This window comes from Streptomyces sp. NPDC047869 (assembly GCF_040704065.1).
In the GTDB taxonomy this organism is placed as follows: domain Bacteria; phylum Actinomycetota; class Actinomycetes; order Streptomycetales; family Streptomycetaceae; genus Streptomyces.
Genome location: NZ_JBEYRK010000017.1, coordinates 136,286 through 152,869 on the forward strand (window position 1 = coordinate 136,286; position 16,584 = coordinate 152,869).

The 16,584-nt window shown below is 69.2% G+C and carries 15 protein-coding genes and 3 pseudogenes; 8 read left to right on the top strand and 10 right to left on the bottom strand.

Features of this window, described 5'->3' with window-relative positions; translation table 11 throughout:
* Positions 1-80 precede the first annotated feature (80 nt).
* Positions 81-425 (top strand): annotated as a pseudogene (locus tag AB0924_RS22670) (transposase); the annotation flags it as partial.
* An 86-nt stretch (positions 426-511) separates the two neighbouring features.
* On the opposite strand, the gene AB0924_RS22675 reads toward AB0924_RS22670, so the two are convergent.
* From AB0924_RS22675 to AB0924_RS22685, 3 genes are all read right to left on the bottom strand, one after another.
* Positions 512-2,824 (bottom strand): FdhF/YdeP family oxidoreductase, encoded by a 2,313-nt coding sequence (locus AB0924_RS22675; RefSeq protein WP_366912336.1) that lies wholly within the window; start codon positions 2,822-2,824, stop codon positions 512-514.
* Between the two features lie 35 nt (positions 2,825-2,859).
* On the bottom strand, positions 2,860-3,480 hold the full coding sequence (locus AB0924_RS22680; RefSeq protein ID WP_366912337.1) for an SRPBCC family protein: 621 nt from the start codon (positions 3,478-3,480) through the stop codon (positions 2,860-2,862).
* Between the two features lie 502 nt (positions 3,481-3,982).
* Positions 3,983-4,240 (bottom strand): DUF6042 family protein, encoded by a 258-nt coding sequence (locus tag AB0924_RS22685; RefSeq protein WP_366912338.1) that lies wholly within the window; start codon positions 4,238-4,240, stop codon positions 3,983-3,985.
* Between the two features lie 4 nt (positions 4,241-4,244).
* Between AB0924_RS22685 and AB0924_RS22690 the strand changes: the two genes are divergently transcribed.
* On the top strand, positions 4,245-4,409 hold the full coding sequence (locus AB0924_RS22690) for a hypothetical protein (RefSeq protein WP_366912339.1): 165 nt from the start codon (positions 4,245-4,247) through the stop codon (positions 4,407-4,409).
* Between the two features lie 115 nt (positions 4,410-4,524).
* Positions 4,525-4,806, top strand: a complete 282-nt coding sequence (locus AB0924_RS22695) for a hypothetical protein (RefSeq protein ID WP_366912340.1) — start codon at positions 4,525-4,527, stop codon at positions 4,804-4,806.
* Positions 4,807-4,905: 99 nt separating this feature from the next.
* On the opposite strand, the pseudogene AB0924_RS22700 reads toward AB0924_RS22695, so the two are convergent.
* The 5 genes and pseudogenes from AB0924_RS22700 to AB0924_RS22720 form a co-directional block, all read right to left on the bottom strand.
* Positions 4,906-5,186, bottom strand: a pseudogene (locus AB0924_RS22700) (transposase); the annotation flags it as partial.
* Between the two features lie 164 nt (positions 5,187-5,350).
* Complete coding sequence (locus AB0924_RS22705; protein WP_366912341.1) at positions 5,351-6,388, bottom strand: LacI family DNA-binding transcriptional regulator; 1,038 nt, start codon at positions 6,386-6,388, stop codon at positions 5,351-5,353.
* A 90-nt stretch (positions 6,389-6,478) separates the two neighbouring features.
* A complete protein-coding gene (locus AB0924_RS22710; RefSeq protein ID WP_358937693.1) occupies positions 6,479-7,309 on the bottom strand; it encodes an ATP-binding cassette domain-containing protein in 831 nt (276 codons plus the stop codon).
* Positions 7,306-8,319, bottom strand: coding sequence for an ABC transporter permease (locus tag AB0924_RS22715; RefSeq protein ID WP_366912342.1), 1,014 nt, complete (start codon positions 8,317-8,319; stop codon positions 7,306-7,308). Before AB0924_RS22715 ends, AB0924_RS22710 begins: the two co-directional genes overlap by 4 nt.
* Before the next feature lie 142 nt (positions 8,320-8,461).
* Positions 8,462-9,484, bottom strand: coding sequence for a sugar ABC transporter substrate-binding protein (locus tag AB0924_RS22720; RefSeq protein ID WP_366912343.1), 1,023 nt, complete (start codon positions 9,482-9,484; stop codon positions 8,462-8,464).
* Between the two features lie 224 nt (positions 9,485-9,708).
* Between AB0924_RS22720 and AB0924_RS22725 the strand changes: the two genes are divergently transcribed.
* The 3 genes from AB0924_RS22725 (at position 9,709) to AB0924_RS22735 (ending at position 13,790) form a co-directional block, all read left to right on the top strand.
* A complete protein-coding gene (locus AB0924_RS22725) occupies positions 9,709-10,674 on the top strand; it encodes a carbohydrate kinase (RefSeq protein ID WP_366912344.1) in 966 nt (321 codons plus the stop codon).
* A 223-nt stretch (positions 10,675-10,897) separates the two neighbouring features.
* Positions 10,898-13,459, top strand: a complete 2,562-nt coding sequence (locus tag AB0924_RS22730) for a GH32 C-terminal domain-containing protein (RefSeq protein WP_366912345.1) — start codon at positions 10,898-10,900, stop codon at positions 13,457-13,459.
* Positions 13,460-13,496: 37 nt separating this feature from the next.
* Positions 13,497-13,790, top strand: a complete 294-nt coding sequence (locus tag AB0924_RS22735; RefSeq protein WP_358937703.1) for an antibiotic biosynthesis monooxygenase family protein — start codon at positions 13,497-13,499, stop codon at positions 13,788-13,790.
* 192 nt (positions 13,791-13,982) lie between these two features.
* Here the strand turns inward: AB0924_RS22735 and AB0924_RS22740 are convergent.
* Positions 13,983-14,094: pseudogene (locus AB0924_RS22740) on the bottom strand (IS5/IS1182 family transposase); the annotation flags it as partial.
* A 489-nt stretch (positions 14,095-14,583) separates the two neighbouring features.
* Positions 14,584-14,844 (bottom strand): hypothetical protein, encoded by a 261-nt coding sequence (locus tag AB0924_RS22745; RefSeq protein WP_366912346.1) that lies wholly within the window; start codon positions 14,842-14,844, stop codon positions 14,584-14,586.
* 686 nt (positions 14,845-15,530) lie between these two features.
* Between AB0924_RS22745 and AB0924_RS22750 the strand changes: the two genes are divergently transcribed.
* A complete protein-coding gene (locus AB0924_RS22750; protein WP_358937707.1) occupies positions 15,531-16,319 on the top strand; it encodes a GntR family transcriptional regulator in 789 nt (262 codons plus the stop codon).
* 33 nt (positions 16,320-16,352) lie between these two features.
* Positions 16,353-16,580, top strand: a complete 228-nt coding sequence (locus tag AB0924_RS22755; protein WP_016437651.1) for a ferredoxin family protein — start codon at positions 16,353-16,355, stop codon at positions 16,578-16,580.
* Positions 16,581-16,584: the final 4 nt, after the last annotated feature.

Consider the following 16,584-nt stretch of genomic DNA (forward strand, 5'->3'; position numbering starts at 1 on the left):
CAACCCCGACGCCCCCGGCCCGACCGACTCCATTCGTTCTCACCGCTGGCCAGGCCGGCGACGCACCTGCTTTCACCGACGTCATGGCCCGCCTGCGCGTTCCCAGTCGGCGAGAACGGCCCCGCACCAGGCCGGACCTGGTCCTGGCCGACACGGAGCACTCCTCCCGCGCGATCCGCGAACACCTGCGCAAGCGCGGCATCCGGGCAGTGATCCCCGTCCCAGCGGACCAGCGGAGCCATCGGCTGCGTCGCGGCAGCCGGGGCGGCAGGCCACCGGCCTTCGACCGCGCGACCTACAAGCGGCGCAACACCGTCGAGCGGTGCATCAACCGCCTCAAGCAGTGGCACGGCATCGCCACCCGCTACGAGAAGACCGCCACCATCTACCTGGCCGGACTCCACATCGCAGGCATCTTCCTCTGGTCCGCCCGGTGCTCCAACCGAGACCGCCTGGACGGACGGCGGGGCCCCGCTGCTGTCAGCGGGGCCCGCGGCATCGTCGGTTTCGGTCAGACGGGTGCCGGCCGGGATCGGTCGCCCGTGGGTTCGAGGCGGACGACGATGCCCTTCGACGTGGGCTGGTTGCTTACGTCGGCGACGCTGTCGAGCGGCACCAGGACGTTCGTCTCCGGGTAGTAGGCGGCGGCCGAACCCTTGGCCGCCGGGTAGGACACGACCTCGAAGTTCTCGGCCCGGCGCTCGGTGCCGTCCTCCCAGACGCTCACCAGGTCCACGCGATCGCCCTGGGCGAGGCCGAGTTCGGACAGGTCGGCCGGGTTGACGAGGACGACGTGGCGGCTGCCGTGGATGCCGCGGTAGCGGTCGTTGTTGGTGTACGGGACGGTGTTCCACTGGTCGTGCGAGCGCAAGGTCTGCAGCAGCAGGTGACCCTCGGGGGCCCGGGGGACCACCCGCTCGTTGCAGGTGAACCGGGCCTTGCCGGTCTCGGTCCTGAACACGCCCTCGTTGACCGGGTTGGGTAGCTGGAAGCCTCCCGGACGGGTCACCCGGGCGTTGAAATCGTGGAAGCCCGGCACGATCCGGGAGATGCTGTCGCGGATGGTGTTGTAGTCGCCCTCGAATTTGACCCAGGGGATGTCCCCCTCGCCGCCGAGGCTCAGCCGGGCGAGCCGGCACAGGATGGCGACCTCGCTCAGCAGCACGCGCGAGGCCGGTTCGAGTCGTCCCTGGGAAGTGTGCACCTCGCTCATGGAGTTCTCGACGGTGACGAACTGCTCGCCGTCGGCCTGGACATCACGCTCGGTGCGCCCCAGCGTCGGCAGGATCAGGGCGGTGTCGCCGCAGACGGTGTGCGAGCGGTTGAGCTTGGTGGAGATGTGGGCGGTCAGCCGGCACGAACGCATCGCCTTCTCGGTGACCTCGCTGTCGGGCGCTGCGCGCACGAAGTTCCCGGCCAGGGCGAGGAAGACCTTGACGCGACCCTCCAGCATCGCCTTGATCGAGTTCACCGAGTCCAAGCCGTGCGGGCGCGGCGGATCGAAGCCGAACTCCTCCTGAAGGGCGTCCAGGAAGGTGTCCGGCATCTGCTCCCAGATGCCCATGGTGCGGTCGCCCTGGACGTTGCTGTGGCCGCGCACCGGGCAGGCGCCCGTACCGGCGCGCCCCAGATTGCCGCGCAGCATCAGGAAGTTGACGATCTCCCGGATGGTGGGTACGCCGTGCTTGTGCTGGGTGATGCCCATCGCCCAGCACACGGTGACGCGTTCGCTCCGCAGGACCTCGTCGCGGACCTTCTCGATCTCCTCGCGGGTTAGTCCCGTCGCCGCGCGCACGTCGTCCCAGTCGACGGTGCGGGCGTGCCGGGCGAACTCCTCGAAACCGGAGGTGTGGGCGTTGATGAAGTCGTGGTCCAGGACGGTGCCGGGACGCGCGTCCTCCGCCTCCAGCAACAGCAGGTTCAGTGCCTGGAACAGGGCGAGGTCCCCGCCCGGCTTGATGTGCAGAAAGCGGTCGGCGATCTGGGTGCCCCGCCCCACGACCCCACGCGGCTTCTGCGGGTTCTTGAAGCGTCGCAGCCCCGCCTCCGGCAACGGGTTCACCGCCACGATGCGGCCGCCGTTGCGCTTGGCCTCCTCCAGGGCCGAAAGCTGCCGCGGGTGATTGCTGCCCGGGTTCTGCCCCACCAGGAAGATCAGGTCCGCGTGGTGGAGGTCGTCGAGACTCACGGTGCCCTTGCCGACGCCCAGCGTCTCGTTCAGGGCGAAGCCGCTGGACTCGTGGCACATGTTGCTGCAGTCGGGCAGGTTATTGGTGCCGTAGGCGCGGGCGAAGAGCTGGAAGACGAAGGCGGCCTCGTTGCTGGCCCGGCCGGAGGTGTAGAAGACCGCCTCGTCGGGCGAGTCCAGCCCCCGGAGTTCCTGCGCCAGGACGCCCAGGGCGTCGTTCCAGCCAATGGGCTCGTAGCGATCCGACCCGGGCCGTTTGATCATCGGCTCGGTGAGCCGGCCCTGCTGGTTGAGCCACATGTCGGAGCGGGCGGCCAGATCGGACACGCTGTGCTCGCGGAAGAAGTCGGCGGTGATCCGGCGCGTCGTGGCGTCGTCGTTGATGTGCTTAGCGCCGTTCTCGCAGTACTCATTGCGATGGCGCCGGCCCGGAGCGGGGTCCGCCCACGCGCAGCCGGGGCAGTCGACCCCACCCACCTGGTTCATGGTGAGCAGGTCGACCCCGGTCTTGCGCGGGGAGGTCTGCTCCAGCGAGTACTCCAGCGCGTGCACGACGGCGGGAACCCCGGCCGCCCACTTCTTCGGCGGTGTCACGGAGAGGGAGGTCTCCGGCTCCTCACCGGGCGGGTTCTGCATCGCTTGGCCTTTCTCTTGCCGTGTGCGGTACCGGGTCAGCCGACGGGCCACTGGGCGACACGGCTCCTGGGCGGTTCCGGGGTGTCGTGCTGAACCCGGCCGTTGCGGATGGTGCCGCGCCAGGCACCGCCCTCCTGACCGAGCCCTTCGATGAAGTGCTTGAAGCTCACCAGTTCCCCGCGCACCAGTCGCACGGTCAGCCCCACGACCCTGGACGAGCGGGTGAGGACCTTCGCGGCCCCCTGCGGTTGGAGGAGCATCCGGACCGTGATCGCGGTGCCACCGGACTCCGTCGGCCTGAACTCGACCTCACCCTGGTGGGTGGGGTGCTGCTCCAGGCCACGCCAGGCCAGGTAGGCGTCAGGGTCCTGTTCCACGATCTCGACCGCGAAACGGTGACGCAGGGGGCCGTAGCCGATGGTCCACGCGGTGACGGTAGGCCTGATCTGCTCGACGTCGCGCACCACGGTCGAGAAGCGCGGGAACGTCTTGAACTGCGTCCACTGGTTGTAGGCCGTGCGGACCGGCACCGCGACCTCGACCGTCTCCTCGACGTGCCGCTCGCGCAGCGGACGGCGGCGCGTGACGCCGTCGCCGTCGGAGCACCTGCCCGGGGTGTTCGGCACGGCCTGCCCACCGTCGTCTTCGTACGCCATCATGGTCCTCCTTCAGGTGAGGGAGCCGGGCGTCCGGAGACCCGGCCCTCCCCTTATGGGGCGGGGCATCTCTTCCGGTTCCCCGATCCCGGGTTTGAAGTCACCCGACCGCGTAGGCGTCCCGGGCGACCCCGAGCGCGAGAAGGGGCCGGGCCCGGCTCGCAGGAGGGGCGCCAAGCCCGGGGCGTGTTAGGGGCGTTGGTCACGGGCTCCTCCAAGTGGCCGACGGTCACCTCCAGCTTCACCCCGGGCACGGCCACCCGTCGCTCACCGTGACCCGGCAGGTGGCCGGCGACCGCGCCCCGGTTGCCGCATCGCCGTCGCCGCGGCGCCCCGCTGGTCGAGGGAGTCGCCCCGGCCGCGTCAGCGGTCCTGGGAGAGTGCGAGGAGCTCGGCGAACGTGCCATCGGCGTGGACGAAGTCGTCGTAGCGCGAGGCGCTGTTGCCCCGGATCACGATCAGGCGCGTGTCTTCTGTGCCACCGTGCCGGGCACGCTTTCCGTCACGCGTCGTCGCCCTTGATGCTCAGCTGCACGCGGTTCTCGTGGAAGTGGTCCCAGTTCATGACCAGGCGGAAGCGCTGATGCGCCTTGAGGCGTTCGGCGTCGGCCGGCTCCTGGCCCCGCTGCACCTGGGCGTCGCCGGAGGCCACGAGTTCGGTGAGGGCGATGCGGACATCGTCGGCGTCCTGACTGGTGGCGGCCGCCAGTCGGTCCAGGGAGGTGAGGATCTCTTGCGGTTCGCCAAGATCGTCGACCAAGTGGTTGATAACGCCGACACAGGCCGAGTACGCCGAGCGGGCCGAGCCGGCCCGCGCCGAGCCCGCCTCCGCCCTCGGCAGCGCGCCGAGCCCGGAGGCGGAGGAGAAGGCTCGGACGCTGCTGGAGCGCCTCGGCGGCCCCGCGCACGGTCCGCGGGCGGCCGCGTAGTGGCGGGCATCGCGGTCGTCCTGGGACCACACGACCGCGGGTGCGTTGTACGACCCGAAGGATCCGTTCAACGAGGCGGTCGCCGCGTTCTACGCCCAGGCCTCCGGCGGACTCGGTGACCTGTACGCCCGTGCTCTCCCTGACGGCCGGCGACACCGAAAAGCCCGGCCTGCTCGGCCACGTCAAAGGCCTGCGGTTCATCCGCATCGAAGCGTTCGACACCGACGCCGCAGTCACCGCCACCGAACTGCTCCGCTTCGGACACTCCGGGGCCGCCGTCCACGCCATCCACGCCGCCCGCCCCTCCCCCACCCACCCCACCGGCCGGTACCTGCTCACCCTCACCCCCAAGGCCTGCGCCGGCACCGGCGTCCAAGCCGTCCACCCCGACGAGTAACCGACTGGCGCTGCAGGTGAGCGGCAAGGTGCCGACCAGGAGAGTTGTGGGCGAGGGCGTCGGTCAGGGCGTACAGGACCAGGCGCTGCCACTGCTTCAGCGGTGGCCTATCTGGTCGGACGGCTGCGGGATGACGGCTCGGATGCCCCGGCGCCGGAGGTGGCTGCGGATGGCGCGGGAGGAGTAGGCCCGGTCGGCCAGCACGGCAAAGGGCCGGGTTCGTGGTCTTCCGGGGCCGGTGCGGGGCACGCGGAACATCACGGTCTCGAAGGCGGGTGCGACACCAGCCTGACCTGCGGGGATGGTGAAAGCTAGAGGCCGTGCCTCGCCGGCTGCGGCCAGGTGGACCTTGTGCTCAGCCCGCCGCGGGAGCGTCCGAGTGCGTGATCGGCGGGCTCACCGGATCGCGCCGCCCCCTTTTATGTGGCCCGGCGGCGTGCCGGTGGGCCCGGATGACCGTGGAACCCACCGACACCGTCCAGTCGATGTCATCGTCGGCGTCCGCCGCCGCCCGGGACAGCGGCGAGGATTATCTGCTGCCGGCTTACGCCTCCCGCAGCAGCTGCGGAGCGGGCTGGTGCTCCCCCGACCCGCGGACGATCAGTCGGGTTGGGACGGTGATGGTGCGGACGCGGGAGCGGTCGCCGTCGAGGCGGGCCAGGGCGGTGGTGGCGGCTGCTCTGCCGATTTCTTCGGGGTCCTGGGCGACGACGGTCAGGGCCGGTTCGAGTACCTCGGCGAGCGCGACGTCGTCGAAGGCGACGAGGGCGACATCCTTGCGTTTGCTGCGGGCGAGTTCGGTAACGACTCCCAGGGCGACGATGTTGTTGCCGGCGAACAGAGCGGTGGGGGGATCAGCCAGGCTCAGCAAGTGGGCGGTGGCGGTGGAGGCTCCGCGCTGGTCGTGCGCGTTGGTGAGCAGGGAGCGCTCGAAGGGGAGGCCGGCTTCGTCCAGGGCCGCACGGTATCCGGCCAGGCGCTCGCGACGGGTGTAGAGCTTGGTGGGCAGGTCGCCGACGAAGCCGATGCGCCGGTGGCCGTGGTTGATCAGGTGGGTGACGCCGGCCTGGGCGCCGGCTCGGTTGGAGCTGACGACGCTGTCCGCGGTCAGTCCCACTCCGGGACGGTCGAGGAAGACGACGGGCAGGCCGGTGGCGCGGTGGGGCCTGAGGTGGGAGTGGTCGGCGCCGACGGACGGCACAACCATCAGGACGCTGACGCGGCGGGCGAGGAACTTGTCCGTCAGCGCGCGTTCGCGGTCGGGGTCGTCTGCGGAGGAGCCCATGAGCAGGGTGAGGCCCCGGTCGCGGACGGTGTCCTCGATGCTGCGGGCCACGGCGCCGAAGAAGGGGTTGCCGAGGTCGGGGATGACCAGCCCGATGGTGGTGTCGGGTCCGCCGACGCGGATGTTGCGGGCCATGAGGTTCGGCTGGAAGCCGAGCCTGGCCACGGCGGCGAGCACCTGCTCCCGGGTCTTGGCTGAGGCGGGGCCGTCCTCGTTGAGGACGCGGGAGACCGTCTTGGCGCTGACGCCCACTTCCCGGGCCACGTCTGCGAGGGTGGGGCGGCGGTTCGCTGCCATGGAGTAAACAGTCTCCCCTGCTCGTCGGGTCCGGCCGCGTGGGCGCGGCGTGCCGCCCCGCAGCCGGAACCCATGAGTGTCTGTCGTAGGTCAGTTGGCCTGAACTCCTGCGGCCTTCGCCGCCTGGGAATCCGCTACGACGGTACCTCCCGCCTCGTCGACGGTGAGTGCTCCGGTCATGATGGCGACGACTTCGGCCATGGAGTAGTCGGAGGGCTTGATCACGGCCGCGCGCTTGCCGAGGCGGTGGACGTGGATGCGGTCGGCGATCTCGAAGACGTGCGGCATGTTGTGGCTGATCAGGACGACCGGCATGCCCTTGTCCCGGACGCGGCGGATGAGGTCGAGGACCTGTCCGGACTCCTTGACGCCGAGGGCGGCGGTGGGTTCGTCCATGACGACGACGCTGCGGGCCCAGGCGACGGACCGGGCGACCGCGACAGCCTGGCGCTGTCCGCCGGAGAGGGTTTCGACCGCCTGGGTCAGCGAGCGCAGGCCGATCTTGAGGTCGGCCATGTGCTCGGCGGCTTCCTGGCGCATGCGCTTCTTGTCCAGCATGCGGAAGACGCTTCCCAGGACTCCGGGGCGGAGCAGTTCGCGTCCCAGGAACATGTTCGAGGCGATGTCCATGGAGGCGGCCACGGCCAAGTCCTGGTAGACCGTCTCGATGCCGTGGGCGCGGGCGCTTTGCGGTCCGGAGAAGGTGATGGGTTCGCCGTTGAGGCGGATCTCGCCCGCGTCGGGGGTCAGCGCGCCGGTGAGGGCCTTGATCAGGCTGGTCTTTCCGGCGCCGTTGTCACCGATGACGGCGAGGACCTCGCCGGGCATCAGGTCGAAGTCGGCGCCGTCGATGGCGGTGACGTGTCCGTACCGCTTGACGAGGCCGCGGGCCTGCAGCACGGGGGTGGGGGTCGCGGTCATCGTGTCTTCTTCCGGGAGATCTGGTCGACGGTCACCGCAAGGATCACCAGGACTCCGGTGATCAGCGTCTGGTAGATCGAGGCGACGCCCATCAGCTGCAGGCCGTTGCGGAACACACCGACGATGAGGACGCCGATGAAGGTGCCCAGGACCGAGCCGCGGCCGCCGAAGAGGCTGGTGCCGCCGAGGACCACGGCGGTGATGCTGTCGAGGTTGTCGGTCTGACCGGCCTGGGGGTCGCCGACTCCGGTCCGGGAGATGAGCAGGAGGGCGGCGATGCCGTACAGCAGACCCGCCACGGTGTAGACGCCGATGGTCAGGCGGGAGGTGCGGATGCCGTTCAGCCGCGCCGCCTCGGGGCTGTTGCCCAGCGCGTAGACGTGCCGGCCCCATCCGGTGCTGCTCAGCGCGTAGGCGAGGAGGAGGAACAGGCCGATGGTGACCAGCGAGCCGTAGGTGATGTCGGTGTTGCCGAGCGGGAAGGTTTGCCCGAGAGCCGTCAGCGGTCCGGGCAGGTTGGTGACCGTCTGCTCCTCGGAGTAAATGTGGGTCAGCGCGAACGCCACGTTCAGCATGCCGAGGGTGACGATGAACGGCGGCAGCGGGATCTTCTGCACCAGCGCCCCGTTGAGCAGCCCGAAGCCGCCGCAGACGACAAGGCCCAGTGCGATGGCGGCGAGCGGTGGCAGGGAGCCCTCGGCGGCCATCTTGGCGATCATGATGCTGCCGAACGCCATCACGGCCCCGCACGACAGGTCGATGCCCGCGGTGAGGATGATCAGGGTCTGACCGATGGCCAGGGTGCCTACGACCATGACCTGCTGCACGATCAGTGAGAAGTTCCCGCCCGTGAGGAACTGGTCGGTCGAGAGCGAGAAGAAGGCGCAGGCCAGAAGAAGGGCGACCAGCGGGCCGGTGGTCGGTTGCGTGAGCAGTCTGCGGGCCGTGCTCGGTGCGGTGAGCCCGGCGTACGGCTTGGACGTGTCCGGGGGCGTGGTCGTGGCTGTCATGCGAAGTCCTTGTCGGAAGACAGATGTCCTTGTCCGTCACCGTCGGAGGACAAGGGAACGGGGGCGGCCGTCCCCGGTCGGGGAGGAGGGACGGCCGCCGCGCTGAGGAGCTGATGCGGTGTCGTGCGGTCCTCGGGGCGGTTCAGCCCCAGCAGTTCGCCAGGCCGTAGGCGGTGTCCTTGGACGTGACCCCGTCCTGCGCCTTGTCTGTGATCAGCGTGACGCCGGTGTCGGTGTAACCCGACGCCTTCTTGCCGTCCTTGGCGTAGGTCACGACGGCCTTGACGCCCTCGGCGGCCATCTTCAGCGGGTACTGCTGCGAAGTCGCGGCGATCTTGCCGTCCTTGACCGCCTGGGTCCCGGTGCAGCCGCCGTCGACGGAGACGATCAGCACGTCCTTCTCCCGGCCCTTGGCCTTCAGCGCGGTGTACGCGCCCAGCGCAGCAGGCTCGTTGATGGTGTAGACGACGTTGATGTCCGGCTCCTTCTGGAGGCAGTTCTCCATCGCCGTCTGTCCCTTGGCCTGGTCGCCACCGGTGTCCTGGGAACAGAGGATGGAGGAGTCGCCCTCCTTGACGCCGAAGCCCTTCAGGAAGCCGTTGTGCCGCTGGACGCCGACGGAGACGCCCGGCGCGAGGTCGAGGGTGGCTATCTTCGCGTCCTTGCCCTTCATGGCGGCCTTGGCGTACGCGCCGATCAGCTCGCCGGCCTTGAGGTTGTCGGTGGCGAAGAGGGCATCGACCGCGCTCTGCGGGTCGGTCGGTGTGTCCAGCGCGATGACCAGGACGCCCTTGGCCTTGGCCTTCTCGATCGCCGGCACGATGGCCTTGGAGTCGCTCGGGGTGATCAGGATGCCCTTCACACCGGAGGCGACCATGTTCTCGATGGCGGTGACCTGACCGGTGTTGTCCCCGTCGAACTTGCCGGCAGCGGTCATGAGCTTCACGCCCTCGGCTTTGGCCGCCTTCTCCGCGCCCTCCTTCATCTTCACGAAGAACGGGTTGGTGTCCGTCTTGGTGATCAGACCGACCTTGACGTCACCCGAACCGGCGCTGGACGAACCTGATCCGGAGCCAGAACCGCAGGCCGTCAGGGTGAGGGCCGCGACGCCCGTCACAGCGGCGGCTCTGAGGAGGGAGGAGGACAGGCGAGTGGCGCGAGACATGTTCGACTCCTGAGGGATAGCGAGCGGCACGAGGGCGGGTTCAGAGCAAGCCGCCCGGGATGTCAGCGTTGACTTATGTCATCGTTGACACTGCTTGCCGAGGATGATGGACTCCGGCTCCCGGCAACGTCAATGCCTTGCACGAGACACAAGTCCGTAACGGCGGCGACGGATGCCCGATCCGTGCCCGCTTCCGCCCGTGCGTTCGCAGAGAAGAGCCGCCCATGAGCAGCCCGCGTCAGATCACCGTCCTGGGAGAGTGCGTCGCGGACGCGTTCACCGAATCGGCGAGCACCCCGAACACACTCGCGCTGCGGGTGCTGCCCGGCGGAGGGCCTGCGAACACGGCCGTGGCCCTGGCGCGTCTCGGCACCCCGGCCCGCTTCCTCGCACGGCTGTCCGGCGACGTGTTCGGCCGCCTGTTCCGGGCCCACCTGGAGTCGTCCGGGGTGGACCTGTCGAGCGCCGTCGCGGCCGCGGAGGCCAGCACGCTGGCCGTCGCGGAGTTGGACGAGCGGGGACAGGCCGCGTTCTCCTTCCATGCGCAGAACACGGCCGACTGGCAGTGGACAGCCGAGGAGTTGGCGGGGGTGGACCTGTCCGAGACCGTCTGCGTGCACACCGGTTCCCTGGCCCTGGTCCGGGAACCCGGCGCGGCGGCGGTGGAGGACTTCCTGGCCGCATCGGCCCCTCGGGCGACCATCAGCATCGACCCCAATGTCCGGCCGCTGCTGGTGGATCCCGAGGTCTACCGTGTCCGGTTGGCGCACTGGTGCGAGCTGGCCGATGTGTTGCGGCTGAGCGAGGACGACCTGGCAGTCCTGCTGCCGGGCACGCCGCCCGAGCAGACGTGCGACATCTGGCATGCGGCCGGGGCGCGGCTCGTCGTGATCACGCGCGGTGCCGACGGCGTACTGGCCTCCCTCGACGGCGAACGGATCGAGGTGCCTGCCGTGCCGACGAGCGTCGTCGACACGGTGGGGGCGGGCGACTCTTTCACCGCCGGGCTGCTGCACCACCTCGCCACCCGTGGACTGCTCGGTGGCAGGCTGACAGAACTCCGTCTCGACCACGTCGCGGACGCGTGCCTGTTCGCTGTCCGGGTTGCGGCCCTGACCTGCTCGGTTGCCGGCCCGAACCCGCCGTGGCAGAGCCAGTTGGAGCAGCTCGCCATCGTCGGCCGCGTATGACGGTCGGGCGAGCCGCCCGGAGGTGACCTCGCGCCCGGACTGTTGACGCATCGGCCGGACTGCCCTCATCATCGGGCCACTTGTCATCGCTGACACAAGTCAACGATGACACTCCTTGTCGGGCGCCGTGGACGCCGGCATCTGGCAAGGCGTCAACTTTCTGTTGGTTCCGCGCCGGGGCAGCAGGCTCCGCTGCCCGAACAGCCGCAGCACAGGAGACACCATGAGCTCTGGACGTGTATCCCGGCATGCCCGCACACGGATGATCGCGGCGGTGGCAACCGTCTGCGCCCTGTCCGCAGCCCCGGTCGCCCCCCAGGCCGTCGCTGCCGACACCCCGCCGTACTTCGAGACCTACCGGCCCCAGATCCACTTCACCCCGCAGAAGAACTGGATGAATGACCCGAACGGCCTCCTGTACTACAAGGGCGAGTATCACCTCTTCTACCAGTACAACCCGGATGGCAACTCGTGGGGTGACATGTCCTGGGGGCACGCGGTGAGCAAGGACCTCGTGCACTGGAAGGAGCTGCCGCTCGCCCTCTCGCACGACGACGAGGAGATGGTGTTCTCCGGCAGCGCGATCGTCGACTGGAACAACACCACCGGGTTCGGCACGGAGGAGAACCCGCCCATGGTGGCGATCTACACCAGCGCCTACAAGAACGGCGGTAAGCAGGCCCAGTCGCTCGCCTACAGCACAGACCGCGGCCGCACCTGGACCAAGTACCAGGGCAATCCCGTACTCGACATCGGCTCCACGGAGTTCCGCGACCCCAAGGTCCAGTGGTACGCACCCACCAAGAGCTGGCTGATGACGGTGTCGTTGTCCACCGAGCACAAGGTGCGGTTCTACTCGTCGAAGAACCTCAAGGGCTGGGACCTGCTCAGCGAGTTCGGCCCTGCCGGCGCGACCGGCGGCGTGTGGGAATGCCCCGACCTGTTCCCCCTCGCGGTCGACGGGGACCCGCACAACATCAAGTGGGTCCTCGTCGTCAACATCAACCCCGGCGGCATCGCGGGCGGTTCGGCCGCCCAGTACTTCATCGGCGACTTCGACGGCAAGAAGTTCACCGCCGAGGACAAGGGCACCTACACCCCGCCCACCGGAACGGTGGTGCAGGACTTCGAGGGCACCAACTTCGGTACGTGGACGACCACCGGCACCGCGTTCGGCGACGGACCGGCGACCGGGGCACTGGTCGGGCAGGGGACCGTCGACGGCTTCGACGGCAAGGGCCTCGCCAACAGCTTCCACTCGGGTGACGGCACCACCGGCACCCTCACCTCACCCGCATTCACCGTCGACAGCCCCTACCTGAACTTCAAGGTCGGCGGCGGACGGCACCCGCACGAGCCCGGGACCGTCCTGGTGCAGGGACCGCCGCCCGCAGGCGCGGTCCTCGCCGACTTCGAAGGCGGCACCTACGGCGACTGGACGAAGACCGGAGACGCCTTCGGCACCGCACCGGCCACCGGCACCCTCCCCAACCAGCAGGAAGTCTCCGGATTCCTGGGCAGCGGCCTGGTCAACACCTACCTGAACGGCGACTCCACCACCGGCACCCTCACCTCACCCGAATTCACCATCGACAAGAACCACATCAACTTCCTCATCGGCGGCGGCCATCACCCGACCAGTGCCGCTGACCCCACCGCCCTCGAACTCCTAGTCGACGGCCAAGTGGTGCGCAGCGCCACCGGAGACGACGCCGAGGCACTCAACTGGGCCTCCTGGGACGTCAGCGACCTCACTGGCAAGAAGGCGCAGATCAGGATCGTCGACGAAAACACCGGCGGCTGGGGCCACATCAACGTCGACCACATCGTGCTGTCCGACACCAGGGCCCAGCCCGTCTCCAAGGAGACGTCCGTCAACCTGATCGTCGACGGCCAGGTCGTCCGCAGCGCCACCGGCTCCAACAGCGAGACCGTCGACTGGGCTTCCTTCGACCTGCGCCCCTACGCCGGCAAGAAGGCGCGGATCCAGGTCGTCGACATGAACACCGCCGGCTGGGGCCACATCCTGACCGACCGGTTCACCGCCGCTGACCAACCTGCCAAGTCCGTCGTGCAGCGAGCCGACTGGGCCGACTACGGCAAGGACTACTACGCGGCGGTGTCCTGGGAAGACGCGCCGGGCGGCAAGCGCTACATGATCGGCTGGATGAACAACTGGGACTACGGCGGTGCCATCCCCACCTCCCCCTGGCGGGGCGCGCAGAGCGCCCCCCGGGAGATGGCCCTGCGCACCATCAACGGCCGAATCCGGCTGACCAGCAAGCCGGTGAGCAGCCTGGAGTCCCTACGGCAGGGGCGCCCGACGACGGCGGCCGACGTCGCCGTCAAGAGCACCACAAAGTCCCTGATCGGCCCTGCGGCCAAGGGCAGGGCACTCGATATCGAGGCCGCCTTCTCCCTCGAGGACGCCGACCGCTTCGGCCTGAAGGTGCGCACCGGCGCCGGAGGCGAGGAGACAGTCATCGGCTACGACACCACGACACAGGAGCTGTACGTCGACCGCACCCGCTCCGGCGCCGTGGACTTCAACAGCTCCTTCCCTGGCGTCCAGCGAGCTCCACTGCAGGCGAAGGACGGCAAGGTGAAGCTGCGGATCCTTGTCGACTGGTCGTCCGTCGAGGTGTTCGGCGGCAGCGGCGAAGCGGTGATCACCGACCAGATCTTCCCCGACCCCGCCAGCCAGGGAGTACAGGTCTTCGCCGAGAACGGCTCGGTGAAGCTGGACCGGGCCAGCGTCTGGCCCCTCGACTCCTACCGCGACTGACCCTCACATCACGCCCGACCATGAAGGACACCCCACCGTGAAAAAGACCCTGCTCGCCGAGTTCACCGCACGCGAGGGAGCGGAGGACGAGGTCGCCCGCCTGATCCGCGACTACGCCAAGAAGGTGCGCGAGGAAGACGGCAACCTCGCCTTCGACGTCTACACCAAGGCGTCGAACCCCCGCGCCTACTGGATCTTCGAGGTGTACCGGGACGAGGACGCCTTCCAGGCCCACCTGAAGGCCCCGTACGGCGGCCCGTTCAACGCCGCCCTCGCCCCGCTGATCGAGGAGGACGCTTCGGTGCTGACCCTCCTCGACCCGCTGACCTGAGCTGTCGCCGGCCACGTCGTAGACGGGTTCCAGCATCCCGGCCAACTCGACCGTGGCCGGCCCGCCTCGCAGGCCGGCCATCACACGTTAGGCCTTAGGGCAGATGCGTGCCGTGGCCGAGTGATATGGAAGAACTTTTCGGTGCGGGCCTGTCGTCCCCTCGGCAATGGCCCGACGTGCGAGGAATCGACGGCGAGAGCAGTCCAGCCGCGAGGCCGCGTTCAGCTCGGCCAGCAGGACCTCATGCAGCCGCTGCCACACGCCGGTCTCGTTCCAGTCCCCGCAGTCTGCGCGAGCACGTCATGCAGGAGCCGAAACCAGCACAGCAGGCGGGGCAGGTCGGCCCCGGCGTGCGCCACAGTGTGAGCGCGCGGATCAGGGCCGGGTAGGCGTCGGCGGCCAGGAACATCGCGGCCCGGTCGGCGCCAGGGGCGTCCTGAGCAAGCGGGTCAGCCGGGCGGTGGCTGCGCGCTCGGCGACTTCGGCGAACTCCGCGGATAGCTGACCGGGCGCGCCGATGTTCTGATGCAGCGCAGCGATGGACTCGGTCGCTGACAGCTGGGCGCGACGCTGCGGCGGTCTTCTCCCCGGCACGGGCGATGTGCTCACGGAAAGGAGCCACCCTGGGGTTGGTCACCTCGCAGCGGAGAGCAGCGAGGGCCTCAAACCACTCGATGGCGTCCTCGGGCGGGCTGTCTGCTCAAACGTCGGGCCAGCCGCACCCCAGCCGGAGAGCGTCGAGAAATGCGTGTGCGCCCTAGGCGTGCCCTAGAGGGGAAGGCGCACACCACTTTCATCGGTTGGTATCAGCGGCCACCGTGGTCCCCACCGCCGTGGTCAACCCACCGTGGCCGAAGCCACCATAGTCGCAGCCGTTGTCCCACCAGTCAGCGCAACCGTCGTCGCGGTTGACTCCGTGGGAGTACGAAGAAAGGTGAGCCGGGGTGGCGGCCGCAGTCGTCCCGGCCGCGCCGATCGCAGCACCGCCGGCCAGCAGGACGCCGGCCGCGGAAACCGCGAAGAGGCGCTTGGTGAGCTGAGTTCGCATGATCATGCCTTTCGATCCGCTGTCTCACGCGATAGAAAGCGCGAGAGACCCATGGCCGCGCCGTAGTGGATTTGCGGCGTGTCCGAGGCGTGCCGCATGGTGCGAAGAATGTTTCCGGACTCCCGACTGCGCCAGGTAGAGCGCGCTCTCGCTGTGGCCCCCACATGCACGACTCTCGGTCGATCCCGAATTGCGACCAAGGGCCGGACAGCCCCGACCCGCAGGTCTGTCGTTCCAGCGCCCTGGGCCCTTCGGCCCTGCAGGTGACAGGTCCTGCGATCTGCGTCCCCGCAGAACGACGTCGAGGACGCTGAAGGCCGTCCACTACGGCTCCGGCATTGCATCGACGCTGCAGACCGACACCACAACTGGCGCGCGCCCTGTATCTCCCGGAACTCACCCAGCACCACGACCGCTTCCTGCACGCGCTGGGCGGCCCAGGTGATGCCCTGCTTGCGGAGTCGGCCGGAGGCGGGTCCTGCCCGCGTTGGGGCGCGTAGGGAGAACCAGCTTTGCGAAGGAATCTCGCGGCTGAGCGACCCGTCGGTTCTCGTGGGCCGTAGACGCCGGCGCTGGCAGATCTCCCCGGCTGTCCGATGAAACCCCAGTTCAGCTGGGCATCCGGTCATGTGTCAGGTGGCGCAACACTCCGGCAACACCGCTTTCCCTACCAGGTAGGTATGGTCCGAATCATGTCACCCACCGACCGTGTCCGAGACCACGCCGGCCAGGGCGCGACCACCGTCGCCGCCCACCGTGCGCGGCGGCGGCTGCGTGCGGACCGGGCTCGCCAGCTCGCCGACCTGCTCCGCCACCAGCTCCTGTCCGGGGGGTTCCCGGACGGCACGCTTCCTCACGAGACGGCCCTCGCCAAGGACTACAGCGCCTCCCGCAACACCGTCCGGCAGGCTCTCGACCTGCTGCGCGGCGAGGGTCTGGTCGAACGCCTCCCCGGCGTCGGCACGGTCGTCGTGGCCCAGAAGTACCCCCACGGACTCGACCGCCTGATGGGCCTCGCAGAAACCCTGCGCGAACACGGCCATGTCACCAACGAGGTCCGCACCGTGGGCCCCGTCCTCGCCCCGTCCCCGGTGGCCGACCGCCTTCACGTCCCACCCGGCACCGACGTCCTTTACATCGAACGTCTTCGCCGGCTGAACGGCCTACCCCTGTCCCTCGACCTCACGTACATCCCGCTCGACGTCGGCACCGACCTGCTCGGCGAGGACCTGGAGAACACGGACATCTTCCGGCTCCTGGAAACGCTCACCGGCACCCCGCTCGGTCACGCTGAAATCAGCCTTGAGGCGGTGAGCGCCGACGCCCACTCCGCCGCCGTACTGCAGGCACCGCGCGGTGCGGCCGTCCTGATGCTGGAACGCCTCACGTACCTCGCCGACGGGCGACCCGTCGACCTGGAATTCATCCGCTTCCGCGGCGACCGCATCTCGATGAGCGGGCTGCTGCACCGGTCCCTGTGAACACCCCGCTCGCCCACATTTTTGGAGACAGCCATGCCCTTGGCGCCCCAGCGGGCCGACGTGCCCGTGACCATCGACGAGTCGAAGTGCATCGACGGCTGCACGCTCTGCGTGGACATGTGCCCGCTGGATTCCCTCGCCATCGACGACAGCAGCGGCAAGGCGTACATGCATGTCGACGAGTGCTGGTACTGCGGCCCGTGCGCGGCCCGCTGTCCCACCGGAGCCGTGACGGTGAACATGCCCTACCTGCTCCGGTGAAAGG